This window comes from Citrobacter sp. Cu231 (assembly GCF_030332265.1).
Classification (GTDB): Bacteria; Pseudomonadota; Gammaproteobacteria; order Enterobacterales; family Enterobacteriaceae; genus Citrobacter; species Citrobacter meridianamericanus.
In genome coordinates this window covers 18,769-43,804 of the sequence record NZ_JAOWIE010000044.1, presented here as the reverse complement: position 1 = coordinate 43,804, position 25,036 = coordinate 18,769, and the positions used below count along the sequence as shown (strand labels likewise).

The 25,036-nt window shown below is 51.2% G+C and carries 22 protein-coding genes, 2 pseudogenes and 1 other annotated feature; of the genes and pseudogenes, 12 read left to right on the top strand and 12 right to left on the bottom strand.

What is annotated here, in order from left to right; translation table 11 throughout:
• Positions 1-42: 42 nt before the first annotated feature.
• The 5 genes from acnA to topA all read right to left on the bottom strand — a co-directional run bounded on the left by acnA (position 43) and on the right by topA (position 7,432).
• Positions 43-2,718: an aconitate hydratase AcnA gene (gene acnA, locus OGY15_RS17845; RefSeq protein WP_252838829.1), complete on the bottom strand. Its 2,676-nt coding sequence runs from the start codon at positions 2,716-2,718 to the stop codon at positions 43-45.
• 304 nt (positions 2,719-3,022) lie between these two features.
• Positions 3,023-3,193: a YciX family protein gene (locus OGY15_RS17840; protein ID WP_187252339.1), complete on the bottom strand. Its 171-nt coding sequence runs from the start codon at positions 3,191-3,193 to the stop codon at positions 3,023-3,025.
• A 3-nt stretch (positions 3,194-3,196) separates the two neighbouring features.
• Positions 3,197-3,358, bottom strand: coding sequence for a YmiA family putative membrane protein (locus OGY15_RS17835; protein WP_247605000.1), 162 nt, complete (start codon positions 3,356-3,358; stop codon positions 3,197-3,199).
• Positions 3,359-3,651: 293 nt separating this feature from the next.
• Positions 3,652-4,626, bottom strand: a complete 975-nt coding sequence (cysB, locus tag OGY15_RS17830) for an HTH-type transcriptional regulator CysB (RefSeq protein WP_151219365.1) — start codon at positions 4,624-4,626, stop codon at positions 3,652-3,654.
• A 208-nt stretch (positions 4,627-4,834) separates the two neighbouring features.
• Positions 4,835-7,432 carry a type I DNA topoisomerase gene (gene topA, locus OGY15_RS17825; RefSeq protein ID WP_151219366.1) on the bottom strand — a complete coding sequence of 866 codons (2,598 nt, stop codon included), beginning with the start codon at positions 7,430-7,432 and terminating at the stop codon, positions 4,835-4,837.
• A 398-nt stretch (positions 7,433-7,830) separates the two neighbouring features.
• Between topA and OGY15_RS17820 the strand changes: the two genes are divergently transcribed.
• On the top strand, positions 7,831-8,082 hold the full coding sequence (locus OGY15_RS17820) for a YciN family protein (RefSeq protein ID WP_003020616.1): 252 nt from the start codon (positions 7,831-7,833) through the stop codon (positions 8,080-8,082).
• A gap of 107 nt (positions 8,083-8,189) precedes the next feature.
• Here OGY15_RS17820 and sohB read toward each other — a convergent pair whose 3' ends face one another.
• Complete coding sequence (gene sohB, locus OGY15_RS17815; RefSeq protein WP_151219367.1) at positions 8,190-9,236, bottom strand: protease SohB; 1,047 nt, start codon at positions 9,234-9,236, stop codon at positions 8,190-8,192.
• 219 nt (positions 9,237-9,455) lie between these two features.
• Here sohB and OGY15_RS17810 point away from each other — a divergent pair, with 219 nt between their 5' ends.
• Both OGY15_RS17810 and cobO read left to right on the top strand, forming a co-directional pair.
• Positions 9,456-10,217: a YciK family oxidoreductase gene (locus OGY15_RS17810; RefSeq protein ID WP_151219368.1), complete on the top strand. Its 762-nt coding sequence runs from the start codon at positions 9,456-9,458 to the stop codon at positions 10,215-10,217.
• On the top strand, positions 10,214-10,804 hold the full coding sequence (cobO, locus tag OGY15_RS17805) for a cob(I)yrinic acid a,c-diamide adenosyltransferase (RefSeq protein WP_187252337.1): 591 nt from the start codon (positions 10,214-10,216) through the stop codon (positions 10,802-10,804). The genes OGY15_RS17810 and cobO overlap by 4 nt, the downstream gene beginning before the upstream one ends.
• A gap of 42 nt (positions 10,805-10,846) precedes the next feature.
• Here cobO and rluB read toward each other — a convergent pair whose 3' ends face one another.
• The 3 genes from rluB to rnm all read right to left on the bottom strand — a co-directional run bounded on the left by rluB (position 10,847) and on the right by rnm (position 13,318).
• Positions 10,847-11,722, bottom strand: a complete 876-nt coding sequence (rluB, locus tag OGY15_RS17800; protein WP_187252336.1) for a 23S rRNA pseudouridine(2605) synthase RluB — start codon at positions 11,720-11,722, stop codon at positions 10,847-10,849.
• Between the two features lie 100 nt (positions 11,723-11,822).
• Positions 11,823-12,443 (bottom strand): L-threonylcarbamoyladenylate synthase, encoded by a 621-nt coding sequence (locus tag OGY15_RS17795; RefSeq protein ID WP_187252335.1) that lies wholly within the window; start codon positions 12,441-12,443, stop codon positions 11,823-11,825.
• Complete coding sequence (rnm, locus tag OGY15_RS17790; RefSeq protein WP_502872315.1) at positions 12,440-13,318, bottom strand: RNase RNM; 879 nt, start codon at positions 13,316-13,318, stop codon at positions 12,440-12,442. The genes OGY15_RS17795 and rnm overlap by 4 nt, the downstream gene beginning before the upstream one ends.
• Positions 13,319-13,453: 135 nt before the next feature.
• Between rnm and trpL the strand changes: the two genes are divergently transcribed.
• From trpL to trpA, 6 genes are all read left to right on the top strand, one after another.
• Positions 13,454-13,498: a trp operon leader peptide gene (gene trpL, locus OGY15_RS17785; RefSeq protein ID WP_133087228.1), complete on the top strand. Its 45-nt coding sequence runs from the start codon at positions 13,454-13,456 to the stop codon at positions 13,496-13,498.
• Positions 13,475-13,569: a sequence feature (Trp leader region), on the top strand. It overlaps the preceding gene by 24 nt.
• Positions 13,570-13,592: 23 nt before the next feature.
• Positions 13,593-15,155, top strand: coding sequence for an anthranilate synthase component 1 (locus OGY15_RS17780; protein WP_286540413.1), 1,563 nt, complete (start codon positions 13,593-13,595; stop codon positions 15,153-15,155).
• Positions 15,155-16,750 (top strand): bifunctional anthranilate synthase glutamate amidotransferase component TrpG/anthranilate phosphoribosyltransferase TrpD, encoded by a 1,596-nt coding sequence (trpD, locus tag OGY15_RS17775; RefSeq protein WP_151219371.1) that lies wholly within the window; start codon positions 15,155-15,157, stop codon positions 16,748-16,750. Before OGY15_RS17780 ends, trpD begins: the two co-directional genes overlap by 1 nt.
• Before the next feature lie 3 nt (positions 16,751-16,753).
• Positions 16,754-18,112: a bifunctional indole-3-glycerol-phosphate synthase TrpC/phosphoribosylanthranilate isomerase TrpF gene (gene trpCF, locus OGY15_RS17770; protein WP_286540750.1), complete on the top strand. Its 1,359-nt coding sequence runs from the start codon at positions 16,754-16,756 to the stop codon at positions 18,110-18,112.
• Positions 18,113-18,122: 10 nt separating this feature from the next.
• Positions 18,123-19,316, top strand: a complete 1,194-nt coding sequence (gene trpB, locus OGY15_RS17765) for a tryptophan synthase subunit beta (protein ID WP_151225521.1) — start codon at positions 18,123-18,125, stop codon at positions 19,314-19,316.
• Positions 19,316-20,122, top strand: a complete 807-nt coding sequence (gene trpA, locus OGY15_RS17760) for a tryptophan synthase subunit alpha (RefSeq protein ID WP_286540411.1) — start codon at positions 19,316-19,318, stop codon at positions 20,120-20,122. Before trpB ends, trpA begins: the two co-directional genes overlap by 1 nt.
• A 32-nt stretch (positions 20,123-20,154) precedes the next feature.
• Here trpA and OGY15_RS17755 read toward each other — a convergent pair whose 3' ends face one another.
• Both OGY15_RS17755 and OGY15_RS17750 read right to left on the bottom strand, forming a co-directional pair.
• Positions 20,155-21,624: a GGDEF domain-containing protein gene (locus tag OGY15_RS17755; RefSeq protein WP_187252331.1), complete on the bottom strand. Its 1,470-nt coding sequence runs from the start codon at positions 21,622-21,624 to the stop codon at positions 20,155-20,157.
• Between the two features lie 186 nt (positions 21,625-21,810).
• Positions 21,811-22,086, bottom strand: coding sequence for a hypothetical protein (locus OGY15_RS17750; RefSeq protein WP_151219373.1), 276 nt, complete (start codon positions 22,084-22,086; stop codon positions 21,811-21,813).
• Positions 22,087-22,630: 544 nt separating this feature from the next.
• On the opposite strand from OGY15_RS17750, the pseudogene OGY15_RS17745 reads away from it, so the two are divergent.
• Positions 22,631-22,771, top strand: a pseudogene (locus OGY15_RS17745) (DinI family protein); the annotation flags it as partial.
• Positions 22,772-23,231: 460 nt separating this feature from the next.
• Here OGY15_RS17745 and ompW read toward each other — a convergent pair.
• Entirely contained in the window at positions 23,232-23,885 is a 654-nt protein-coding gene (gene ompW / locus OGY15_RS17740) for an outer membrane protein OmpW (protein ID WP_151219375.1), read from the bottom strand.
• 284 nt (positions 23,886-24,169) lie between these two features.
• Between ompW and OGY15_RS17735 the strand changes: the two are divergent.
• Positions 24,170-24,256 (top strand): annotated as a pseudogene (locus OGY15_RS17735) (YkgJ family cysteine cluster protein); the annotation flags it as partial.
• Between the two features lie 28 nt (positions 24,257-24,284).
• Positions 24,285-25,028, top strand: coding sequence for a YciC family protein (locus tag OGY15_RS17730; protein ID WP_151219376.1), 744 nt, complete (start codon positions 24,285-24,287; stop codon positions 25,026-25,028).
• Positions 25,029-25,036 lie beyond the last annotated feature (8 nt).

Sequence of the window (25,036 nt, the reverse complement as noted above, 5' to 3'; positions counted from 1 at the left end):
CACCGCCTGTAAAAAAGCCTGCTCTCGCAGGCTTTTTATCTTTTAATTTAACATGTTACGAATCACATAGTGCAAAATACCATCGTTCTGGTAATACGTTAGCTCCGTCGCGGTATCAATACGACAGCGGCACTGAATCACCTCTTTGCGCCCATCTGCGCGTACTATATTCACTGGAACTGCCGCGCCTGGTTTAATATTTTGTAGCTCCGTGATATCAATCGCTTCCTCACCGGTTAATCCCAGCGTCTTACGCGTGACGCCCTGCGGAAATTCCAGCGGCAATATCCCCATGCCAATCAGGTTAGAACGGTGAATTCGCTCAAAAGACTCAGCGATAACCACGCGGACCCCCAGCAAGCGCGGGCCTTTCGCCGCCCAGTCGCGACTGGAGCCGGAGCCGTACTCTTTACCGGCAATGACCGCCAGCGGAATGTTCTCCTGCTGATATTGCATCGCCGCATCATAGATAGCCACCACCTCTGTTCCAGGTAAATGACGCGTCATGCCGCCTTCTACACCGGGTACCATCTCATTGCGAATGCGAATATTAGCAAACGTACCGCGCATCATCACTTCATGGTTCCCACGTCGTGAACCGTAGGAGTTAAAATCTTTACGCTCAACGCCGTGGCTTTGCAGATAGCGACCCGCCGGGCTGTCCGGCTTAATACTACCGGCTGGTGAAATATGGTCGGTGGTGACGGAATCGCCGAGCATAGCCAGAATACGTGCGCCATGGATGTCCTGAACCGGATCCGGCGTAGCCTGCATACCATCAAAGAACGGCGACAAGCGAATGTAAGTTGAATCGGACTGCCAGCCATAGGTATCAGCTCTATCAACATCAATAGCTTTCCATTCCGGTGTGCCCTCAAAAACTTCAGCATATTCTTTATGGAACATGGCGGTAGAGACCTGCTCAACGGCACGGGCGATTTCCTGGGCAGTCGGCCAGATATCTTTCAGATACACGGGGTCACCTTTTCGGTCATGACCCAGCGGATCTTTCGTCAGATTGATGTTCATATTCCCCGCCAGGGCGTAGGCCACCACCAGTGGCGGAGACGCCAACCAGTTGGTCTTCACGAGCGGATGAATACGGCCTTCAAAGTTACGGTTGCCGGAAAGCACCGCCCCAACGGTAAGATCGCCTTTTTTGATGGCTGTCTCAATAGGGTCGGGTAACGGCCCTGAGTTACCAATGCAGGTGGTGCAACCATAACCCACAAGGTTAAATCCCAGCTCATCAAGGTACGGTGTAAATCCGGCCTGTGCCAGATAGTCAGAAACCACCTTTGATCCTGGTGCCAGCGAGGCTTTCACCCACGGCTGACGTTTCAGACCAAGCGTCACTGCTTTTTTCGCCAGTAGCCCCGCCGCCATCAATACACTGGGGTTAGAGGTGTTCGTACAGGAGGTGATTGCCGCTATCACCACTGCGCCATCAGGCAGTTTATACTGCTGACCGCTCATGGTGTACTCCACCGGCTGACGGTCTTTCAGCGAGCTATTTACCTCAAGTTCATTACTCGCCGAAAATGCTTTCGGTACATCCGCCAGCGCAACACGATCCTGCGGACGCTTCGGTCCGGCAAGGCTTGCTTCTACGCTGCCCATATCCAGTTCCAGCGAGCTGGTAAATACGGGTTCATCGCCAGGGTTTCGCCACATGCCCTGCGCTTTAGCATAGGCACTAACCAGATCAACCTGCTCCTCACTGCGTCCACTCAGACGCATATATTCAAGGGTGATGTCATCGATCGGGAAGAAGCCGCAGGTTGCACCGTATTCGGGTGACATGTTCGCAATGGTCGCTCGATCGGCCAGCGGTAAGGTGTCCAGACCATCACCGTAAAACTCAACAAATTTTCCGACCACGCCGTGCTTACGCAGCATCTGGGTGACGGTCAGAACCAGGTCGGTCGCGGTGATGCCTTCCCGCAGTTTGCCCACCAGCTTGAAGCCCACAACATCCGGGATAAGCATTGAGACAGGTTGACCCAGCATTGCCGCTTCCGCTTCAATGCCTCCCACCCCCCAGCCCAGCACACCGAGACCATTAATCATTGTCGTATGGGAGTCAGTACCGACCAGCGTATCGGGGTAAGCCACCCATTCACCGTCCTGTAATTCGCTCCAGACGGCTTTACCGAGGTATTCAAGGTTAACCTGGTGGCAAATCCCCGTCCCCGGTGGCACAACGCTGAAGCGACTAAATGCCTGTTGTCCCCATTTCAGGAACACATAACGCTCATGGTTTCGTTCCATTTCCAGACGAACGTTTTCTTCGAAAGCGTCGTCATCACCAAAACGATCCACCGTTACCGAGTGGTCAATAACAAGGTCCACTGGCGAAAGCGGATTCACTTTTGCCGTATCCCCGCCCAGACGTTTCACCGCTTCGCGCATGGCGGCCAGATCGACCACTGCCGGCACGCCGGTAAAATCCTGCATCAGAACGCGAGCAGGTCGATAGGCAATTTCGCGATCCGCATGGGCAGTTTTCAGCCAATGCGCAAGCGCATGAATATCGTCTTCAGTAACTGAATTTTCGTCCTGCCAGCGCAGCAGGTTTTCCAGCAAAACTTTTAGCGATTTGGGGAGACGGGTGATATCACCCAGTGATTTCGCGGCCAGCGGCAGACTGTAGTAGCGGTAGGTTTTATCTTTAACCTGCAATGTGTCCTTACTGGCTTCTCGTAGGGTCGACGACATAGCTCCTCCTTAAATGACAGGGTTGGATCCCCTGATTTTCCTCAGGGTTAGTATTAAAGATAACACAAACAAAATGTAACGTTTTGATAACAACTCAAATTGATAAAAAGCGGAAACAATCTAAAGTGGCAAGTGAAGTAAATGGCGAGAAGAAGAGTTTAAACGATGAAAGTTAATACAGTGATTGTGTAGCAGGTAATGGCCAATCGATAATACGCTGATTAGCGTGGCTCACGCATGTTCTAGGAATAAATTATTAGATATACAAACGACAAAATAATAATAGTTATAAAACAGATATCAATTATTGTTCCTGTTCATCATCTTCCGTAAACAGGTCGATAAACGCCCGTTGTTCAGGAGTGAGTTCCCAGGACGCAGGAATATTCGGTTTATTCTCTGCGCCGCGATGGCTCTCCTGCTCATGGTCATCAGGAGATGGCGTCACGATAGAATGCTGTTCCGCTGCGGACATGACCTACCCCCACACGTTCCACGCCACGAGCGCGACAATAATCCAAAACACGGTAGAGCCAAGAAACACAGCGAACCAGGCTTTACGTTTCATCGCGGGATCCCGGCGTGCCGGCTGGTTTCCTGAAGGCATCGCTAACCTCATACTATCGAAATCACTTATCATTTAGGCACCAAACAATCGGTACAATTAATCATTAGATAAGAGGAATCCTAATAAAAAAGGTAAAAAAAAGCCAGTTAATTTTCGTACTCGACCTGATAAATAAATCAATTGTTTGATCGGTTATAAATATTTGACAGGTATTTTTGGCACGCTGAGTAATTTGAAACTACTTTAGGAAATATTTTCCATAAATAAATTATGGTTAATATAGGGAGCGGAAATAATGAATAAATTCAGAGTGTCCCGTCGGTATCGCTTTATGCTTAAGGATACCGACGGGGTAACAGCAGTTATTATTTCTCAGGCAATTTAATATCTTTAAACATGGCTTCAATATCATCGTTGGAACGCAGCGCCACCGCCGTATCCACCACATCGCGGGTCAGATGCGGCGCGAAACGTTGAATAAAATCATACATATAACTGCGTAAAAATGTGCTGCGACGAAAACCAATTTTAGTGGTGCTATGACTAAAGATATCGTGCGCATCCACGCGCACAAGGTCTGGGTCTGAGACGGGATCTACTGCCATACTGGCAATCACACCGACGCCGAGCCCCAGGCGGACATAGGTCTTAATAACATCGGCATCAGTCGCGGTAAAGACAATACGCGGCTCCAGACCCGCACGGTTAAACGCGGTATCCAGCTCCGAGCGTCCTGTAAACCCAAACGTGTAAGTCACCAGCGGATACTGCGCCAGTTCCTCAATGGATACCGAGGATTTGCCCGCCAACGGATGCTCAGGTGTGACAACGATCGAACGATTCCAGTGGTAGCAAGGTAGCATCACCAGATCGTCGTACAGATGCAGAGCTTCCGTCGCAATAGCAAAATCTGCATTTCCTTTCGAGACGGCTTCGGCGATTTGCGTCGGCGATCCCTGATGCATATGTAATGAGACGCGAGGATAGCGCTCGATAAAACCTTTAATCACGTTCGGTAAAGCGTAACGCGCCTGGGTGTGCGTGGTGGCGATATATAACGAGCCTTTGTCCGGCCAGGTATGTTCGCCCGCAACGGACTTAATGGCATCCACCTTCGACAGAACTTCTCGCGCAATACGAATGACTTCTTGCCCCGCTGGCGTAACCTGCGTCAGGTGCTTACCGCTACGAGCAAAAATCTGGATACCCAGTTCATCTTCCAGCATACGAACTTGCTTACTGATACCGGGCTGGGAGGTATAAAGCCCTTCCGCCGTTGAGGAGACATTAAGGTTGTGATTCACCACCTCAACAATGTAGCGAAGCTGCTGTAATTTCATATTAAGCCATCCCGATTTGCGCCATCAAATCATCGTTTCAAAGCAAGCTGCTAAGCGCTGCTAATACGATTTAATAATAAAAAGTCTGTTAACTATAACCACTATATCATTTCTATGTGATCTGTATAGGCATGATAAAAAATAATAGGGCCTAAACAAAAAGGGCCGCTTATGCGACCCTTTAAGGAGAAATTCAGCCAAAATACTGTTATTTCTTCCCTTCTACCCATTTACCGTCAACGAAGAACGCGGACCAGCCGGTCGCCTTACCGTCTTTCTCAGCGGCGACGTACTGCTGCTTGGTTTTACGGCTGAAGCGAACCATGGACTTGTTGCCGTCCGGATCTGTCTGCGGTGCATCTGCCAAATAGCGCAGTTTTTCCGGTAGACGATCGCGGAAACGGTACAACTCTTCCACCAGCGGCGCACGGGTCTCACGTGATTTCGGGAACGTATTTGCCGCGAGGAAGATACCTGCAGCACCATCACGTAACACGAAATACGCGTCAGATTTTTCACACGGCAGTTCCGGCAACGGAACCGGATCTTCTTTCGGCGGAGCGACTTCACCGTTGCGCAGGATCTTACGGGTATTTTTGCACTCGTCGTTGGTACACGCCATGTACTTGCCAAAACGCCCCATTTTCAGGTGCATCTCAGAGCCACATTTCTCACACTCAACGATAGGACCGTCATAACCCTTGATGCGGAATTCGCCCTCTTCAATCTCATAGCCATCGCAGGTAGGGTTATTACCACATACATGCAGCTTGCGCTTAGGATCGATAAGGTAGCTGTCCATCGCCGTGCCGCATTTCTGGCAGCGACGTTTGGCGCGCAGAGCATTCGTTTCCGCATCGTCGCCTTCCAGCACGTTCAGTACTTCGTTTTCCGGCACCAGATTAATGGTAGTTTTGCAACGCTCTTTCGGGGAAAGCGCGTAACCGGAACAACCAAGGAAAACGCCGGTACTGGCGGTACGAATCCCCATCTTGCGTCCGCAGGTCGGACAATCAATGCTGGTCAGCACCATCTGGTTCGGACGCATACCGCCCTCTTCAGGATCTTTCTCGGCTTTATCCAGTTGCTGAGTAAAATCAGTGAAGAAGTTGTCGAGCACGCCCTTCCATTCGGCTTCGTGATTCGCGACCTGATCGAGGCTGTCTTCCATCTGCGCGGTAAAATCGTAGTTCATCAGTTCACGGAAGTTTTCTTCCAGACGATCGGTGACGATTTCACCCATTTTTTCTGCGTAGAAACGACGGTTTTCCACGCGAACATAACCGCGATCCTGAATCGTAGAAATGATCGACGCATACGTTGATGGACGACCAATGCCACGCTTTTCAAGCTCTTTAACCAGCGAGGCTTCACTGAAACGTGCAGGCGGTTTAGTAAAGTGCTGTGCTGGCGTCAGTTCGATAAGCGTCAGCGTATCGCCTTTTTCTACCGCCGGTAAAATGCGGTCTTCATCGCCCTTACGCAGCGCTGGCATTACCTTTGTCCAGCCATCGAAGCGCAGAATACGACCGCGCGCCTTCAGACGGAAATCACCCGCGTCTACGGTCAACGTGGTTGAGTCGTATTTAGCTGGCGTCATCTGACAGGCAACAAACTGGCGCCAAATCAGTTGATACAGTTTTTGCGCATCGGCTTCCATGTCTTTCAGCGATTCCGCCTGTACGGCGACATCGGAAGGACGAATAGCTTCATGCGCTTCTTGCGAGTTCTCTTTGCTGGCGTACTGGTTCGCGCTATCCGGCAAATATTTTTTGCCAAAATTATCGCTGATGTAATCGCGGACCATGTTCACCGCGTCCTGGCTCAGGTTAGTTGAGTCAGTACGCATGTAAGTGATATAGCCCGCTTCATACAAGCGTTGCGCCATCATCATGGTTTTCTTCACACCGAAACCCAGACGCGTGCTGGCAGCCTGCTGTAGCGTAGAGGTGATAAACGGCGCGCCCGGCTTGCTGCTGGTCGGCTTATCTTCACGTTCCAGAACGCTGTAGCGCGCTTTTTCCAACAGACTAACGGCGGCAAGCGTTTGTTCCCGGTTGACCGGACGGAACGGTTTATCATTCTGATGCGTCACCTCGAGCGGTAACGCGTCACCGCCTGGCGTGGTTGTGTTGGCATCAATCTCCCAGAACTCTTCTGGAACAAATGCTTTGATTTCGCGTTCACGCTCAACCACCAGACGCACAGCAACTGACTGTACGCGACCAGCTGACAGACCACGCGCAATTTTTTTCCACAGCAGCGGCGACACCATATAGCCCACAACACGGTCCATAAAGCGGCGCGCCTGTTGCGCATTTACACGGTCGATGTTCAGTTCGCCAGGTTTTTCAAATGCCTGACGAATAGCGTTTTTGGTAATTTCGTTAAACACCACGCGGCTGTAGCGGGTGTCATCGCCACCGATCACTTCCCGCAGGTGCCACGCAATGGCTTCCCCTTCGCGGTCAAGGTCGGTTGCGAGATAGATGTGGTCGGCTTTTTCAGCCAGTTGCTTCAGTTCAGAAACCACTTTCTCTTTACCGGGCAGCACTTCATAGCGCGCATCCCAGTTGTGCCACGGGTCAACACCCATACGGTTGACGAGAGCGCCACGTTCATCCTTTTTGGGCTTTTTAGCCGTTTTGGTGGAGGTTGAGTCGGCGCTCTTTTTAGTTGCTGAGCCACTGGTCGGCAAATCACGGATATGACCGACGCTGGATTTCACCACGTAGTCATTACCCAGATACTTGTTGATCGTTTTGGCTTTTGCCGGGGACTCAACGATGACAAGAGCTTTACCCATATTCACCTTTACCTAATTTGATTCTTCCAGAATGCGTCGCACGTTGATTCACCTTCCACTGGCGACGAGACATCGATATGGTCTCTGCGTCGGCGGATATCAACCCCTTAAACTGATTCGCGCTTGCAATGTAACTCTCATATAACTGAGTTAACAGGCTTTTTTGCTCACAAACGCTATAGCACGACGAAGTATTGGTCGAATGTCAAGCAAATCTGTTGCCAGATTGACGAAAGCGTCACACTGTACCTGATAAAATGCGTTACGCAACTTTATTAGCATGCAAAAACAAATATCGCCAGTTGTAACACCGCCGTAAAACCTTCATTTATGTCAGGGAATATTTGCCCATAAGCTGGGCTCAGCGTAGACTAATGTCCTTGTTTAAGGAGTAAATCATGCATAAAGACACTCAACCCATCGATCGCGAAACACTGCTGATTGAAGCCAACAAAATCATTCGTGAGCATGAGGACACGCTGGCGGGGATTGTCGCCACCGGAGTTACACAGCGAAATGGTGTACTGGTTTTCAGCGGAGATTACTTTTTAGACGAGCAAGGGCTACCGACGCCCAAAAGTACGGCTGTGTTTAATATGTTTAAACACCTGGCGCACGTACTTTCTGAAAAGTATCACTTGATCGATTAACGCGAGAAATCATTTGCCGGATGGCGACTGAGCTTAATCCTGCCTACGTTAGTGCATATCTGTAGGTCGGGTAAGACGCGTTTGCATCGCCACCCGGCAATGAAGATTTACATCAGAGGTTTCTGTCCCCGCTGCCACCAGCGCATCAGCAAACGGTCAGCGCTCTCCGCCGCACTACCGGTGAAACGATCCATCAGTTTTTTACGCTGCAGGTAACGTACGTTTAATACCTCGCGGCCTTCCATCAACCCGAGGATCACCTCATCGCTGGTATTGATCTCATCCACTAACCCATTTGCCAGTGCTTGTTGACCAAACCAATGTTCCCCTGTGGCAACCTGCTCAATGTCCAGAGTCGGACGCATGCGCTGCACAAAATCTTTAAACAGATGATGCGTTTCGTTCAGATCTTCGCGGAATTTCTGCCGCCCTTCTTCCGTGTTTTCACCGAGTAAAGTCAGCGTACGTTTATACTGTCCGGCGGTATGCAGCTCGATATCAATATCTTTCCCTTTCAGGAAACGGTTAAAGTTCGGGATCTGCGCGACGACGCCAATAGAGCCGACGATAGCAAACGGCGCCGAGACAATTTTATCCGCCACGCAGGCCATCATATATCCGCCGCTGGCAGCGACTTTATCTACCGTGACGGTTAGCGGGATCTGCTTATCGCGCAAGCGTTGTAACTGCGAGGCGGCCAGACCATAGCCATGTACCACGCCGCCCGGACTTTCAAGACGAACCACCACCTGGTCCTGAGGTTTAACGACCGCCAGCACCGCTGTAACCTCTTCGCGTAATGCGCTGACCTCATGGGCATCCATACTGCCTTTAAAATCGAGAACCCATACCCGAGGCTTATCAGATAACGTGCTGTCTCCCTGTTTCGCTTTAGCCTTAGCCGCTTTCGCCTCCAACTTATGTTTCTTTTTCTGCGCCTTGTGCCAAAGTTTTTGCTGATGCCCATCTAACAGGGCCAGCGACAGGTCTTCCTTCATCTCTTTATATTGATCGCTGAGATTAATAACCCGTAATTCTCCACGCTGACGTTTGCGTTGTGTCGCATTTACAATCAGCATCACCACCACCGCGATAGCCACTACGACAGTGACAATTTTTGCCAAAAACAGCCCATATTCAGACAACAATTCCACAAGACCCACCTTGGTTAAACAACGCTACTTTTGCTCAGTGTACAACAGCCTTGTTAACCCGTCTTGCTTCTCCATCCAGTGAGGAACCAGCAAAAAGCATGACAACGCGTTCATTTTGCGGTGTTATTGCCTTTGGCTGATTGAAAAAGAACAGGGTTTAAGGCATAAAGCCCAAAAGTTATCGCGAACGAGATGGCCAGACGTCGCCGAGGAGTAGCCGTGCATTATCAACCTAAACAAGACCTTCTACAGGACCGCATTATTCTGGTCACCGGAGCCAGCGACGGCATCGGGCGTGAGGCCGCTCAGACCTATGCGCGTTACGGCGCGACCGTTATTCTGCTTGGACGCAACGAAGAGAAACTGCGCCGGGTTGCCCGCACCATCGCCGATGAAAACGGTACGCAACCACACTGGTTTACGCTGGATCTGCTCAACTGCACATCCACTGAATGCCACCAGCTCGCACAACGCATTGCCGCGCATTTCCCGCGTCTGGATGGTGTACTGCATAATGCTGGATTGCTCGGCGATATTTGCCCGATGAGCGAACAAAACCCGCAGGTCTGGCAGGACGTGATGCAAGTAAACGTCAATGCGACCTTTATGCTGACACAGGCATTGCTGCCGTTGTTGCTCAAATCTGATGCCGGCTCGCTGGTCTTCACCTCCTCCAGCGTCGGTCGCCAGGGGCGCGCCAACTGGGGGGCATATGCCGTCTCCAAATTTGCTACCGAAGGAATGATGCAGGTTCTGGCAGATGAATATCAGAACCGCCACCTGCGCGTAAACTGTATCAATCCTGGCGGTACACGTACCGACATGCGAGCCAGCGCATTCCCGACCGAAGATCCGCAAAAATTGAAAACGCCCGCCGATATCATGCCGCTCTATCTGTGGCTGATGGGCGATGACAGCCGCCGTAAAACCGGTATGACTTTCGATGCCCAGCCGGGCCGTAAACCAGGAATAGCCCAATGAGTGAAGAACGCTATCAACAGCGCCAGCAGCGCGTAAAAGACCGGGTTGATGCCCGTGTTGCCGCAGCGAAAGATGAGCGCGGGATTATCATCGTGTTCACCGGTAATGGTAAGGGAAAAACCACCGCCGCGTTCGGTACCGCCACCCGCGCAGTAGGTCACGGTAAAAAAGTCGGCGTGGTGCAATTTATTAAGGGCACATGGCCAAACGGGGAACGTAACTTACTCGAACCTCACGGCGTAGAGTTTCAGGTCATGGCAACAGGATTTACCTGGGAAACGCAGAACCGCGAGTCCGACACCGCTGCCTGTATGGCCGTGTGGGAACACGGTAAGCGGATGCTGGCCGATGCAGAGCTGGATATGGTGATACTGGACGAACTGACCTACATGGTGGCTTACGACTACCTGCCGCTTGAAGAGGTCATCAATGCCCTGAACGCGCGCCCAGCCCATCAAACGGTCATTATCACTGGGCGAGGATGTCATCGCGATATTCTGGAGTTAGCTGACACGGTCAGCGAGCTGCGCCCGGTCAAGCATGCGTTTGAAGCGGGCGTGAAAGCCCAGCCAGGGATCGATTACTAAAAAAGGGCCCACTGGGCCCTTTTGATCTCTACGACAGCAAAATTAACCGTTGTTGCTGCGACCGCCCGGACGACGGCTGCTGCCGACCTGAGAGTGACGCTTTACCGCACGACGGATCTGGTTTGCCTTCATGCGGCGACGATCTTTCTCGACGGCCACTTTGGAGGTCGTTTCTGGTTTCAGCTCCACCAGTTCACGCAGATAGTTGGTCTGAGCAAGATCAAGCTCTGTCCAGCCACCACGCGGCAGGCCTTTCGGCAGCGGGATATCACCGTAACGGACACGGATCAAACGGCTTACCTGCACACCTACGGCTTCCCACAGGCGACGGACTTCACGGTTACGCCCTTCGGTCAGCGTGACGTTATACCACTGGTTGATCCCTTCACCGCCGCTGAACTTGATCGTTTTAAACGCAGCCGGACCATCTTCCAGCTGCACGCCACGACTCAGATCGCGCAGTTTCGCGTCATCAACCTGGCCAAACACACGCACCGCATATTCACGTTCAACTTCGCGGCTTGGGTGCATCAAACGGTTCGCGAGCTCACCGTCGGTGGTGAACAACAGTAAACCACAGGTATTCACGTCCAGGCGCCCCACTGCAATCCAGCGCGCGTCGCGCAGTTTTGGCAGACGATCAAATACGGTCGGACGACCTTCCGGATCGTTACGGGTACACAGTTCACCTTCTGGCTTGTAGTAGGCCAGAACGCGGCAGATTTGCTCCGCAGGCTCTTTAACCGAAATCAGATGACCGTCGATACGGATTTTCAGACCCGGCGTGACTTCAACGCGATCGCCAAGCGTGGCAATTTTGCCATCAACGCTCACGCGACCCGCGGCAATAATAGATTCAATTTCACGGCGAGAACCGTGGCCAGCGCGCGCCAGCACTTTTTGTAACTTTTCGCTCATAGAGCTTCCTTTAGATGTCGCCTTCACAGGCGTCGAACAGGAGAATCAACGGCGCCAGTCAGCGCCATTTTAAGGCCGCGTAGTATAGCGGTTCGCGCCCTTATAAGAAAGGTTTAACATCGCCGACGCCTTCCCGCAGCACCACCGGAGAATCGTCGGTTAAATCGATGACCGTGGTCGGCTGCTGGCCAAGATAACCACCGTGGATAATCAAATCCACCTGTTTCTCCAGACGGTCTTTTATTTCTTCCGGATCTGACTCGGTAAATTCACTGCCCGGCAGCATCAGTGACGTGGAGAGCATCGGCTCGCCCAGCGCTTCAAGCAGCGCCAGTGCTATCGGGTTCGAGGGCACACGCAGGCCAATAGTTTTACGCTTTTCCTGCAACAAACGGCGCGGAACCTCTTTCGTCCCTTTCAGAATGAAGGTGTAGTTGCCCGGCGTGTTGTTTTTGATCAAACGAAAGGCCACGTTGTCGACAAAGGAATAGGTCGACAATTCAGACAGGTCACGGCACATCAGCGTAAAGTTGTGCCCGTCTGGCAGGTGGCGGATACGGCAAATGCGCTCCATTGCACCTTTATCTTCAATTTTACAACCCAACGCGTAGCCGGAATCAGTTGGATAGACGATCACCCCACCTTTCCGCACGATATCAACGGCCTGATTGATCAGTCGCTGCTGCGGGTTATCAGGATGAATATAAAAAAACTGGCTCATACTTTCCTCTCTGTGGTCTCGGGCTGCTCCCAAAGTTCCCAGACGCCTTCTACGCCTGCGGGCAACCAGAGTTTACGCCCCAGTTCAATCCACGGGCAGGGTAGATGAAAATCCGACCCTTGCGATGCCCACAGTTGATGCTGACGCGCAAGCGTTGCCAGATGGGTTCGTTCATTGGGAGACTGCTGGCACTGTGCCACCTCCATCGCGTCGCCGCGGTGTTCAGCAAAATGCGCAACCAGTCTTTTCAGCCACTTAGCGCTAAGATCGTACCGACCTGGATGAGCCAGAACTGCCTTACCGCCAGAATGATGAATGACATCAATAGCTTGTTCTATTGTACACCACTGTGGCGGAACGTAACCGGTTTTCCCACGGGCAAGATATTTTTTAAAGACATCCGCCATGGTTGCGGCTTTGCCACATTCCACCAGGTAACGCGCAAAATGCCCCCGTGTAACCGCCCCGCCATCAGCCAGTCGCAGCGCCCCTTCCCATGCACCGGGAATGTTCGCTTTGCCGAGCCGCTCAGCAATCAGGCGCGCGCGCTGCTGGCGACGTTCCGTCTGTTGCGCCAGAAAATCGCGCATCATCGGATGAGCGATATCAATGTTCAGACCCACTATATGGATCTCATGGTTTTCCCAGACCGTTGATATCTCAACGCCAGAAATCAAATTTAACGCTAAACCTGAACGTGAAATTTCTTCTCTTGCCGCCGCAATGCCCGCTGTGGTGTCATGATCGGTGATCGCCAGTGTACCGACTCGCATCTCTACCGCACGGTGTACTAAGGCTTCTGGCGTTAACCGCCCATCAGAAGCTGTAGTATGGCTGTGCAGGTCATAAATCACTGCGTAATTCGTGTCGCTCAAGGCGGCTCCCATTTCAATAAATGTCGTAACACGCCCATCATAACGGTTTCGACAAATATACTGAAATCAGGTGTTGACTTTACTCCATCGAACTAGTTAACTAGTACGCAAGTTCACATGAAGAAGGTATCTGAGATGAAAGCAACATTTATCCTGCACGGTTGGTGGCGCACTTCCTGATTTCGGGCAGTGTCTTACGTCTGCAATATGCAACCAGATACCCGGCCCGCCAAATGAGCGGGCTTTTTTTTGAACAAAATTAATGAGAATAACGATGCAAACACAAAAACCGACGCTCGAATTGCTTGCCTGCGATGCCGCCTACCGTGAGAATCCAACAGCACTGTTTCATCAGGTTTGCGGCGCACGTCCGGCAACGCTGTTGTTGGAATCTGCAGATATCGACAGCAAAGACGATCTGAAGAGTCTGCTGCTGGTCGACAGCGCATTGCGTATTACTGCCATCGGTGACACTGTCACTATTCAGGCATTATCCGCAAACGGCGCATCGCTGCTGCCCCTGCTGGATGCGGCCCTGCCAGCTGGCGTTGACAACGAACAACAGCCGAATGGACGTCATCTGCGATTCCCTGCCGTCAGCCCACTGCTGGATGAAGACGCCCGTTTATGTTCCCTTTCTGTATTTGATGCGTTCCGTTTATTGCAAGGGCTGGTTAATGTTCCTGCGCAAGAACGTGAAGCGATGTTCTTCGGCGGTCTGTTTTCCTATGATCTGGTTGCCGGTTTCGAAGATTTACCTCAGCTTGAAGCGGGCAACCGTTGCCCTGACTACTGCTTCTATCTGGCAGAAACGCTGATGGTCATCGACCACCAGAAAAAAAGCACCCGCATTCAGGCCAGCGTTTTTACCCCCAACGATGCAGAAAGACAGCGTCTTAATGCCCGTCTGGCGCAACTGAGCCAACAGCTTACCGAACCTGCGCCGCCGCTGCCCGTCACTGAAGTCCCGCAGATGCGCTGCGAATGCAATCAGAGTGATGAAGAGTTTGGTGCAGTGGTCCGTGGGATGCAAAAGGCCATTCGCGCGGGTGAAATTTTCCAGGTGGTACCATCCCGCCGTTTCTCGCTACCCTGCCCTTCGCCGCTGGCTGCCTACTATGTACTGAAGAAAAGTAACCCCAGCCCGTATATGTTTTTCATGCAGGACGACGAGTTCACGCTGTTTGGTGCTTCACCAGAAAGCTCGTTGAAATACGATGCCTCCAGCCGCCAGATTGAAATCTATCCCATTGCCGGGACTCGCCCACGCTGCCGTCGGGCGGACGGTTCGCTTGACCGCGATCTCGACAGTCGTATTGAGCTGGAGATGCGTACCGATCATAAAGAGCTTTCAGAGCATCTGATGTTGGTTGACCTGGCGCGTAACGATCTGGCGCGCATCTGTACGCCGGGCAGCCGCTACGTTGCTGATCTGACCAAAGTGGATCGGTACTCCTTCGTGATGCACCTGGTTTCTCGCGTTGTCGGCGAACTGCGTAGCGATCTGGATGTGCTGCATGCGTACCGCGCCTGTATGAATATGGGCACGCTAAGCGGCGCGCCGAAAGTTCGCGCCATGCAACTTATCGCCGAGGCAGAAGGTCGACGCCGTGGCAGCTATGGCGGCGCCGTAGGTTACTTCACCGCCCATGGCGATCTGGATACCTGCATTGTGATTCGTTCCGCCCTCGTGGAAGACGGTATTGCCACCGTACAAGCCGGTGCCGGGATTGTTCTGGATTCTGTTCCGCAGTCTGAAGCCGATGAAACCCGTAATAAAGCGCGTGCGGTTCTGCGTGCTATCGCCACCGCACACCACGCACAGGAGACTTTCTGATGGCTGACATTCTGCTGCTCGATAATATCGACTCTTTTACCTATAACCTGGCAGATCAGTTGCGGACTAACGGTCACAACGTGGTGATTTATCGTAACCATATTCCTGCACAGACGTTAATTGACCGCTTAGCGACTATGAAAAATCCGGTGCTGATGCTCTCTCCAGGTCCTGGTGCGCCAAGCGAAGCGGGCTGCATGCCGGAGCTGTTAACCCGCCTGCGCGGCAAGCTGCCAATCATCGGTATTTGTCTGGGGCATCAGGCCATTGTTGAGGCCTATGGTGGATATGTGGGACAGGCCGGGGAAATCCTGCATGGTAAAGCGTCCAGCATTGAACACGACGGCCAGGCGATGTTCGCCGGTCTGGCAAATCCGCTACCGGTAGCACGCTATCACTCTCTGGTTGGTAGCAACGTTCCGGCCGGTTTGACCATCAACGCCCATTTTAACGGCATGGTGATGGCGGTGCGTCACGATACCGATCGCGTGTGCGGCTTCCAGTTCCATCCGGAGTCCATTCTGACCACCCAGGGTGCGCGTCTGCTGGAGCAAACGCTGGCCTGGGCGCAACAGAAGCTTGAACAGACCAATACGCTGCAACCTATTCTGGAGAAACTGTATCAGGCGCAGACGCTGTCTCAGCAGGAAAGCCACCAGCTGTTCTCCGCCGTGGTCCGCGGTGAACTGAAACCCGAACAACTGGCAGCGGCGCTGGTGAGCATGAAAATTCGTGGCGAGCATCCGCATGAAATTGCCGGTGCGGCAACCGCGCTGCTGGAAAATGCTGCCCCGTTCCCACGACCTGATTATCTGTTTGCCGATATTGTCGGTACCGGCGGCGACGGCAGCAACAGTATCAATATTTCCACCGCCAGCGCCTTTGTTGCAGCGGCTTGCGGGCTGAAAGTGGCCAAACACGGTAACCGCAGTGTCTCCAGCAAATCGGGATCTTCGGATCTGTTAGCGGCATTTGGCATCAATCTGGATATGAACGCCGATAAATCCCGCCAGGCGCTTGACGATCTCGGCGTGTGTTTCCTGTTTGCACCGAAATACCACACCGGTTTTCGCCATGCCATGCCGGTACGCCAACAGTTGAAAACCCGCACGCTGTTTAACGTACTCGGCCCGTTGATTAACCCGGCGCATCCGCCGCTGGCGCTGATTGGCGTTTACAGTCCGGAACTGGTGCTGCCGATTGCCGAAACGCTACGCGTGCTCGGATATCAGCGAGCAGCCGTGGTGCACAGCGGTGGAATGGATGAAGTTTCATTGCATGCGCCGACCATTGTGGCAGAGCTGCATGATGGCGAAATTAAGAGCTATCAACTGACGGCGGAAGACTTTGGCCTGACGCCTTACCACCAGGAACAGCTGGCTGGCGGCACGCCGGAAGAAAACCGTGACATTCTTAGTCGCTTGTTACAAGGTAAAGGTGAAGCCGCTCATGAAGCTGCTGTGGCCGCGAATGTCGCCATGTTAATGCGCTTGCACGGTGAAGAAGATTTAAAAGCCAATGCGCAAACCGTGATTAATGTACTGCGTAGCGGTGCGGCCTATGACCGTGTCACTGCACTGGCAGCAAGAGGGTAAATGATGCAAACCGTTTTAGCGAAAATTGTCGCAGACAAGGCGATTTGGGTAGAAGCCCGCAAACAGCAACAACCGCTGGCCAGCTTTCAAAATGATGTTCAACCCAGCTCTCGTGATTTCTACGATGCGCTGCAAGGTGCGCGCACCGCCTTTATTCTGGAATGCAAAAAAGCATCGCCATCAAAAGGCGTGATCCGTGATGACTTCGATCCGGCACAGATTGCGGGCGTATATAAACATTATGCTTCCGCGATTTCCGTGCTGACCGATGAGAAATATTTCCAGGGCAGCTTTGATTTCCTGCCTATCGTCAGCCGCATCGCGCCACAACCTATTCTGTGTAAGGACTTTATTATCGATCCTTACCAGATTTACCTGGCGCGTTTCAACCAGGCGGACGCCTGTCTGCTGATGTTGTCGGTACTTGATGATGAGCAATACCGTCAACTTGCCGCCGTCGCCCACAGTCTGAAAATGGGCGTACTGACCGAAGTCAGTAACGAAGAAGAGTTGGAGCGCGCTATCGCACTGGGCGCCAAAGTTGTCGGCATCAATAACCGTGATTTACGCGACTTGTCGATTGATCTGAATCGTACCCGCCAGTTGGCGCCGCGCCTGGGCCACGGCGTTACCGTCATCAGCGAGTCAGGCATCAATACCTATGGACAGGTGCGCGAACTCAGCCACTTCGCTAACGGTTTTCTGATTGGCTCCGCACTGATGTCGCATGATGATCTGCATGCCGCCGTGCGTCGCGTACTGCTCGGCGAGAATAAAGTCTGCGGTTTAACCCGGGCTCAGGATGCCAACGCGGCGTATAAATCCGGCGCGATTTATGGCGGACTGATTTTTGTACCCACATCGCCACGCGCGGTCAGCGTTGATCAGGCGCGAGAGGTCATGACCGGCGCGCCGCTGCAATACGTCGGGGTGTTTCGCAACACAGAAATTAGCGACGTGCGTGATACAGCGGCTGCTCTGGGACTCACTGCAGTGCAACTGCATGGTAGTGAAGACCAGGCCTACGTAGACGCGCTACGCAATGCGCTACCCGCACAGGTACAAATCTGGAAGGCGCTGAGCGTCAGCGAGACGTTGCCAGCCCGTGATTATCAGTATGTCGATAAATACGTATTCGACAACGGTCAGGGCGGCAGCGGACAACGCTTCGACTGGTCTCTCTTAGGCGGACAATCGCTGGATAACGTATTACTGGCTGGCGGACTTGGCGCAGATAACTGCGTTGACGCGGCAAAAGCCGGCTGTGCCGGTCTCGATTTCAATTCTGGCGTAGAGTCACAGCCGGGCATCAAGGATGCACGTCTTTTGGCTTCGGTATTTCAGACGCTGCGCGCATATTAAGGAAAAGGACATGACAACATTACTCAATCCGTACTTTGGTGAATTTGGCGGTATGTATGTGCCACAGATTCTGATGCCTGCCCTGCGCCAACTGGAAGAAGCTTTTGTTAGCGCACAAAAGGATCCTGAATTTCAGGCGCAGTTTACAGACCTGCTAAAAAACTATGCTGGCCGCCCAACGGCGCTGACCAAATGCCAGAACATTACTCAAGGCACCAACACCACGTTGTACCTTAAACGTGAAGATTTACTGCACGGCGGCGCGCACAAAACCAACCAGGTTCTGGGTCAGGCGTTGCTGGCGAAGCGTATGGGTAAAACTGAGATCATCGCCGAAACCGGTGCGGGTCAGCACGGCGTGGCGTCTGCCCTTGCCAGCGCCCTGTTGGGACTGAAATGCCGTATTTATATGGGTGCGAAAGACGTTGAACGTCAGTCGCCTAACGTTTTCCGTATGCGTCTGATGGGCGCTGAAGTGATCCCGGTTCACAGCGGTTCCGCAACGCTGAAAGATGCCTGTAATGAAGCGCTGCGCGACTGGTCTGGCAGCTACGATACTGCGCACTATATGCTCGGGACGGCGGCAGGTCCGCACCCCTTCCCGACCATTGTGCGTGAATTCCAGCGCATGATCGGTGAAGAAACCAAAGCACAAATCCTTGAAAAAGAGGGGCGCCTGCCGGATGCCGTTATCGCCTGCGTGGGCGGTGGTTCTAACGCTATCGGTATGTTCGCCGACTTTATTAATGAAACCAGCGTCGGGCTGATCGGCGTAGAGCCTGGCGGTCACGGGATTGAGTCTGGGGAACATGGCGCGCCGTTGAAACATGGTCGTGTTGGGATTTACTTCGGTATGAAGTCCCCGATGATGCAGACCGATGAAGGACAGATTGAAGAGTCTTACTCTATTTCCGCCGGGCTGGACTTCCCATCGGTCGGGCCACAGCATGCGTATCTGAACAGCATTGGTCGTGCCGATTATGTTTCGATCACCGACGATGAAGCGCTGGAAGCCTTCAAAACACTGTGTCTGCACGAGGGGATAATTCCGGCACTAGAGTCCTCTCACGCCCTGGCGCACGCGTTGAAAATGATGCGTGAAACCCCTGAAAAAGAGCAGCTACTGGTGGTTAATCTCTCCGGTCGCGGCGACAAAGACATTTTCACCGTACACGATATTCTGAAAGCGCGAGGGGAAATCTGATGGAACGTTACGAAAACCTGTTTGCACAGCTGAAGGACCGCAAGGAAGGTGCTTTTGTCCCCTTCGTCACCCTGGGCGATCCGTCTGTTGAACAGTCACTGAAAATCATAGATACGCTGATTGAAGCCGGTGCCGACGCACTTGAGCTCGGCATTCCATTCTCCGATCCGCTGGCTGATGGTCCAACCATTCAGGAGGCTACACTGCGTGCGTTTGCCGCAGGCGTTACGCCGTCACAATGCTTTGAAATGCTGGCCCTGATTCGCCAGAAGCACCCGACGATTCCCATTGGCTTGCTGATGTATGCCAACCTGGTGTTTAGCAAGGGCATTGACGAGTTTTACGCTCAGTGTGAAAAAGTGGGTGTAGATTCTGTATTAGTGGCCGATGTTCCCGTTGAGGAGTCCGCGCCATTCAGAACGGCGGCACTACGTCATAGCATCGCACCCATTTTCATTTGTCCACCGAATGCCGATGAAGAGCTACTGCGTCAGATTGCCTCTTATGGCCGAGGTTATACCTACCTGCTTTCACGAGCAGGAGTGACCGGTGCAGAAAACCGTGCGGCACGACCCCTGCATCATTTAGTCGAAAAGCTGAAAGAATATAATGCTCCGCCTTCTTTACAAGGCTTCGGTATTTCTGCGCCTGAACAGGTAGCCGGTGCAATTGAAGCTGGCGCTGCTGGCGCGATTTCCGGCTCGGCGATTGTGAAAATCATTGAGAAGAATGTTGCGGCACCAGAACAGATGCTGGCTGAGCTGAAAGCGTTTGTCAGCGCGATGAAAGCCGCTACCCTACAGTAAGTTAATTAAACCGCCAGAGGCTTCTGGCGGTTTTACTCCCTGGCCTGCTTCATTTTGTACATGGCCGTATCCGCATTCTGGATTGCCGCATCCAGATCACCCTTCACCTCTGCAATCCCCCACGACACTGACAAGGGTATAGTATTGCCTTCCACTACAAATACATGGCTGGTCACCTGTCCACTTATACGCTCCGCAATTGCGACCGCATCACTGGCCTGAGAGCGAAACAGCAGGATCATAAATTCATCTCCGCCGGTGCGAATCACAAGATCGTGGCTGGTACGGGTGTTAGACAACATTCTGTTGGCGATAATTTGCAGCGCACGATCCCCTGCTGCGTGCCCCCAGGTATCATTGACGGCCTTAAACTTATTGCAATCCAGTAACACTACCGAGCAATGTGATAAATCCCGGCGTTTGATAATGTCGAGAATTCGGCGATTAAAACAGCCGGTCAGCGTATCAATATAAACTTTCAGGTCGCTTTCATTCAGCCATGATTTTAGCGAGAAAGTAATGATGATGAAAAAGAACGGCGCCAGCAGAATAACAATACCGGCTTGCGTATCGCGCGCCATGAAACGGCCTAATGATATCGAATAGTGCAGCGCATATTTTTCTGAAAAATTGCGCACCAAATAGCTGGATTGTCCCGCACATTTGCCGGATAAGCAGAGGCTCTCTTTGTTGGTCAGATTCACCAACTCAACGTTCAATCCGGGAAGAATTTGATTATCAAACGCCTCTGCCAACGCTTCCTCCAGCTCGGGTTTCGAATGATCATAGACCAGATAGGCCACGATTTGATCTGATATCTCTTTACCAGAAAGATCGTAAATATAGCTCACCACGCTGTAGGCTTTTTCACCAGTAATTTTATCGGTATAGAAGTTTGTTGAACTTAGGGCTTTATTTTTGACGTTTTTTTGCAACAACCGGGTATAGAAATCGACGGGAGGATAGAAAAAATGAGTAATATCCATCGCCATTTCGGAGTCAGAAAAACTAAAATTGCGCGAATCGGAAGCCATAAACCAGTAAAAATAATCTGAATTGCTGGCGATAATGTAACGGTGCGCATCGAAACTGCCTGGATTTAGCTCATTAACCATTCCACGAATGAACTCCGCTGCAGCATACATACACAGCGCATTATGGCTGGGTTGCTGAGCAATAATCGTCCCTGTTGCAGAATGAACCCGCTTTGGGTCGGCGTTAATTCCCCATTCATCTTTATTTCGTGGAACAAACTGTGCCATAACACCACACTGTTCGCCGGTTTTGATGTGGTAGTAACGCTCGCCAATCGCATCGGCAATCAGTTCATTATCGTTAAAAATATCCAACATGTGAGCTTGCAGGCGGCTAACGCCTTCACTGGCGGCCGCCATACGCTGTTCATAAATGATAAACAGAAACAACGAGGTAAAAACCAACGTAATGAGCCCAGATACCAGCAGAGCCTGCCTGTTTCGGAGCTTATCCTGCACAATCTTCACGAGTCCCCCCGATAGTTAACAGTATCACCAAACCGGTTACCCGTTTATGTTGTTGCATAACAGCGTTGTACTTGGATAAAAATGTTAACTATCCAGAGACTAATGAGTTGAAATAGTAAGCGCACTCGTGCACGAAAGTTACAGGTTTATACAATAAAAGAACATTTTTGTTAACATAAATGCAAACTAATCATCACCTTCAATCGGATACCCTGCACGACGAATGGCCTCACGACAGTCGCTCACGCCTGCGGCATAGCCCGCCTCAATCTCGCAAACCGGACTGGCGCTGCAGTAAGGCAGCGTGATCGTTACGGCAAGGCTCTTCTCCAGAATTTCAACCTTGTTCATGTATTTCAATAACTCGCGCGCAGCATACACGGCAAACTCTGCCGTATCATCGTTTATGGATGCTTCCAGAAGGGAAATTCTGTGTTGCAGCTGGTGACGGGTCAACCTCATCTTCAATCCCCTTAAAGCCAGTTTGCTTAAAGAGTAGCATCTCATCGAATTGAGGAAAGGCAGGGAGTGAAAACGGACAATAAAAAAGCTTACCAGGAAGCGATCAGCCTTTCAGCTTTTGAATCAATAACTTAGAAACGATAACCCGCAGAGAACATAAACCTCCGCTTTGGGCTGTGAGTTTTTCGTTTCATTGCAAATGTCTCCCTTGATTAAGGACAGCGTTGCATCTTTATAAGTGGGGAAGCTCTGGGGAATTAATGGGGAGAAACACCGCCCAAATACAGAATTTGCCAGACATGGTAGCTGCTGTGTGTAGTCGATGATGAAAAACCGGGTGCCTGCTGACATCCACAGACACCCGTAATCACACAGCAGTGCATATTGGATACGCTATATCCGTAGCGAGTGGGTAGATTTATAGTCATTTCGAAGACGGTTGTCATTAAATCTTTGTGATTGATATCTAATATTTTTAACTAAAATAACAGGTGGGGTTGAGGGCGATTTCGGTATCGCTTGATCCTGAATTCCCCGACAAGCAATGTTCGTGGAACGGGTTTATGACAAAAAGAATTTTGATGGTCTGCCAGATGCAAAAGATATCATTCTGGGCGAGTTGACTGAGAGGATTCACCGGATCTTCCCCGATGCTGATGTTCGGGTTACACCGCCTTTTAGCATTATCTGAAAGTGCAGGCAGCCCCGTCATACATGGCTGAATTATTGATATTTATCATATATGTTCCCTCCTGCTCATGACATAAAGAATGGGCATCAGGAACAGTAGTGGTGCTAAGCCTGGTGAAACACGCCTTTCTTGATTGGATCATAATTGCTTTGACTCATATTCGGGCTGTGTGTGGCCCATTTTTTTAGTGTTATTTGTGGAGTTTACCTACCCGTAAATTCCCTGAATAACAATAAAAAGTTGAATAACATGCAAGCATTGGGGCGTCTTATCGCAGCCCCTTTTTTTTATAATGATTTGCGAAAGGTATCCAGAGTATCTTCAGGGAGCAAGATGTCGACACACAAATTTTGTTGGGCCATAGCAGTAAAGTTATGACCGATCGCTACAACGACACGCGTGTAAAAAAATGGAAAAAAAACTGGTCATTTGATGACCAGTTTTGCAGAAGAACTTAAAAACGATAACCCGCAGAGAACATAAACACCCACGGATCGAGGCGTACACTGTCGCTATAACGGGCTTGCGGCAGAACAGCACCATTAGATTTGTACTTCGCAGTAGTATCGATATCCATGTACCAGACTGACATATTAATCAACCAGTCGCGGTTGATCAGATAATCCATACCAACTTGCCCTGCTGCACCCCAGGAATCTTTCAGGCTCAGATCCGATAAACCGATTTCTTTACCGTTATTGTTAAAACCTTCATCGAAGAAAGTGGTGTAGTTCACCCCGACACCAACGTAAGGACGCAGTTTGCTGCTGGAATCACCAAAATACCACTGTGCCATTAAGGTTGGCGGTAAGTGGTGAACGGTCGCAATATCACCTGTTTTGGCAGTGCCAATCTTATGGCGAAACGGCGTAGCGGCCAGGAGTTCTACACCGATATTGTCGGTTGCCATATAGGTAAATGTCAGCCCCAACTGGGTGTTATTGCTGACATTGAAGCCACCCAGACTACCCAGCGTGCCACCTGCGCCTTCCGTCGGTCTGACGGTGGCAGAACCCGCACGAATAAAGAACTCTCCGGCTTCATGCGCAAATGCGTTACCAGAGAGAAGAGTTGTTAAAGCCAATGCTGCAACTGTTAATTTTTTCATGTCCGCTCCATCGTTATGGTTATAAAAGCGGAACGAATATACCCATATTGGAGTAATAAGTGATCAAACCTGGATCACATTGACTTTGATAATTTAACATTTATTGATCCAGATTAAGTTAGAACTTGCATTCAAAATCCAGGTTAAATTAATTCAGATCAATTTTGATATATTTTCACTTCGCAAACACCCCTCGCATTTTTGCCTTTCAGACGATGTTTTTTGGTCGCGATGCGCAAATAACACACAGCGCTCTGGCATGATGCTGAACGGATAGTCGAAAATTACCAGGGCTTTACAAAGATATGCTTTTCCATACATCGCGTGATGCTGCCACTGTAGAGTTATCCAGGGTACAATTGCCCGCAAATGAACACCTGCAAAACTCAAGGAGAGTGCATGTCTATCACGGCGAAATCCGTTTACCGTGACGCGGGAAACTTTTTCCGTAATCAATTCATTACCATCTTGCTGGTATCGTTGTTGTGCGCGTTTATCACAGTGGTGTTAGGGCATGCCTTTTCTCCCACTGACGCTCAAATTGCGCAACTCAGTGAAGGCGATCAGTTAACCAGCAGTGTGGGATTGTTCGATCTGGTGCAAAACATGACCCCGGAGCAACAGCAAATTTTGCTACGCGCTTCTGCTGCGTCGACGTTTTCCGGTCTGATTGGTAATGCCATCCTCGCGGGAGGTATCATCCTGATGATTCAGCTCATTTCAGCAGGGCATCGGGTCAGCGCATTACGTGCCATTGGTGCCAGCGCGCCAGTTTTGCCTAAGTTGTTTATTCTGATTTTTCTGACTACTCTGCTGGTGCAAATCGGTATTATGCTGGTCGTTGTACCCGGTATTTTGCTGGCCATCCTGCTGGCACTCGCGCCGGTGATGATGGTACAGGACAAAATGGGTGTCTTTGCTGCTATGCGCAACAGTATGCGTCTGGCGTGGTCAAATATGCGTCTGGTTGCGCCCGCAGTGATTGGCTGGCTGCTGGCAAAAACGTTGCTGTTGCTTTTTGCGCCAAGTTTTGCGGTACTTACGCCGAATGTAGGCGCGGTCTTGGCGAATACGCTGAGCAACATGATCTCCGCCGTGTTGCTGATCTATTTGTTTCGCCTGTATATGCTGATTCGCCAATAAACCCTGAA

Bases quoted from the DNA above. Each gene is read 5' to 3' on its own strand.
- acnA (WP_252838829.1), bottom strand. From the start codon at position 2,718: ATGTCGTCGACCCTACGAGAAGCCAGTAAGGACACATTGCAGGTTAAA.
- OGY15_RS17840 (WP_187252339.1), bottom strand. From the start codon at position 3,193: ATGTCCGCAGCGGAACAGCATTCTATCGTGACGCCATCTCCTGATGAC.
- OGY15_RS17835 (WP_247605000.1), bottom strand. From the start codon at position 3,358: ATGATAAGTGATTTCGATAGTATGAGGTTAGCGATGCCTTCAGGAAAC.
- cysB (WP_151219365.1), bottom strand. From the start codon at position 4,626: ATGAAATTACAGCAGCTTCGCTACATTGTTGAGGTGGTGAATCACAAC.
- topA (WP_151219366.1), bottom strand. From the start codon at position 7,432: ATGGGTAAAGCTCTTGTCATCGTTGAGTCCCCGGCAAAAGCCAAAACG.
- OGY15_RS17820 (WP_003020616.1), top strand. From the start codon at position 7,831: ATGCATAAAGACACTCAACCCATCGATCGCGAAACACTGCTGATTGAA.
- cobO (WP_187252337.1), top strand. From the start codon at position 10,214: ATGAGTGAAGAACGCTATCAACAGCGCCAGCAGCGCGTAAAAGACCGG.
- rluB (WP_187252336.1), bottom strand. From the start codon at position 11,722: ATGAGCGAAAAGTTACAAAAAGTGCTGGCGCGCGCTGGCCACGGTTCT.
- OGY15_RS17795 (WP_187252335.1), bottom strand. From the start codon at position 12,443: ATGAGCCAGTTTTTTTATATTCATCCTGATAACCCGCAGCAGCGACTG.
- OGY15_RS17780 (WP_286540413.1), top strand. From the start codon at position 13,593: ATGCAAACACAAAAACCGACGCTCGAATTGCTTGCCTGCGATGCCGCC.
- trpD (WP_151219371.1), top strand. From the start codon at position 15,155: ATGGCTGACATTCTGCTGCTCGATAATATCGACTCTTTTACCTATAAC.
- trpCF (WP_286540750.1), top strand. From the start codon at position 16,754: ATGCAAACCGTTTTAGCGAAAATTGTCGCAGACAAGGCGATTTGGGTA.
- trpB (WP_151225521.1), top strand. From the start codon at position 18,123: ATGACAACATTACTCAATCCGTACTTTGGTGAATTTGGCGGTATGTAT.
- trpA (WP_286540411.1), top strand. From the start codon at position 19,316: ATGGAACGTTACGAAAACCTGTTTGCACAGCTGAAGGACCGCAAGGAA.
- OGY15_RS17750 (WP_151219373.1), bottom strand. From the start codon at position 22,086: ATGAGGTTGACCCGTCACCAGCTGCAACACAGAATTTCCCTTCTGGAA.
- ompW (WP_151219375.1), bottom strand. From the start codon at position 23,885: ATGAAAAAATTAACAGTTGCAGCATTGGCTTTAACAACTCTTCTCTCT.
- OGY15_RS17730 (WP_151219376.1), top strand. From the start codon at position 24,285: ATGTCTATCACGGCGAAATCCGTTTACCGTGACGCGGGAAACTTTTTC.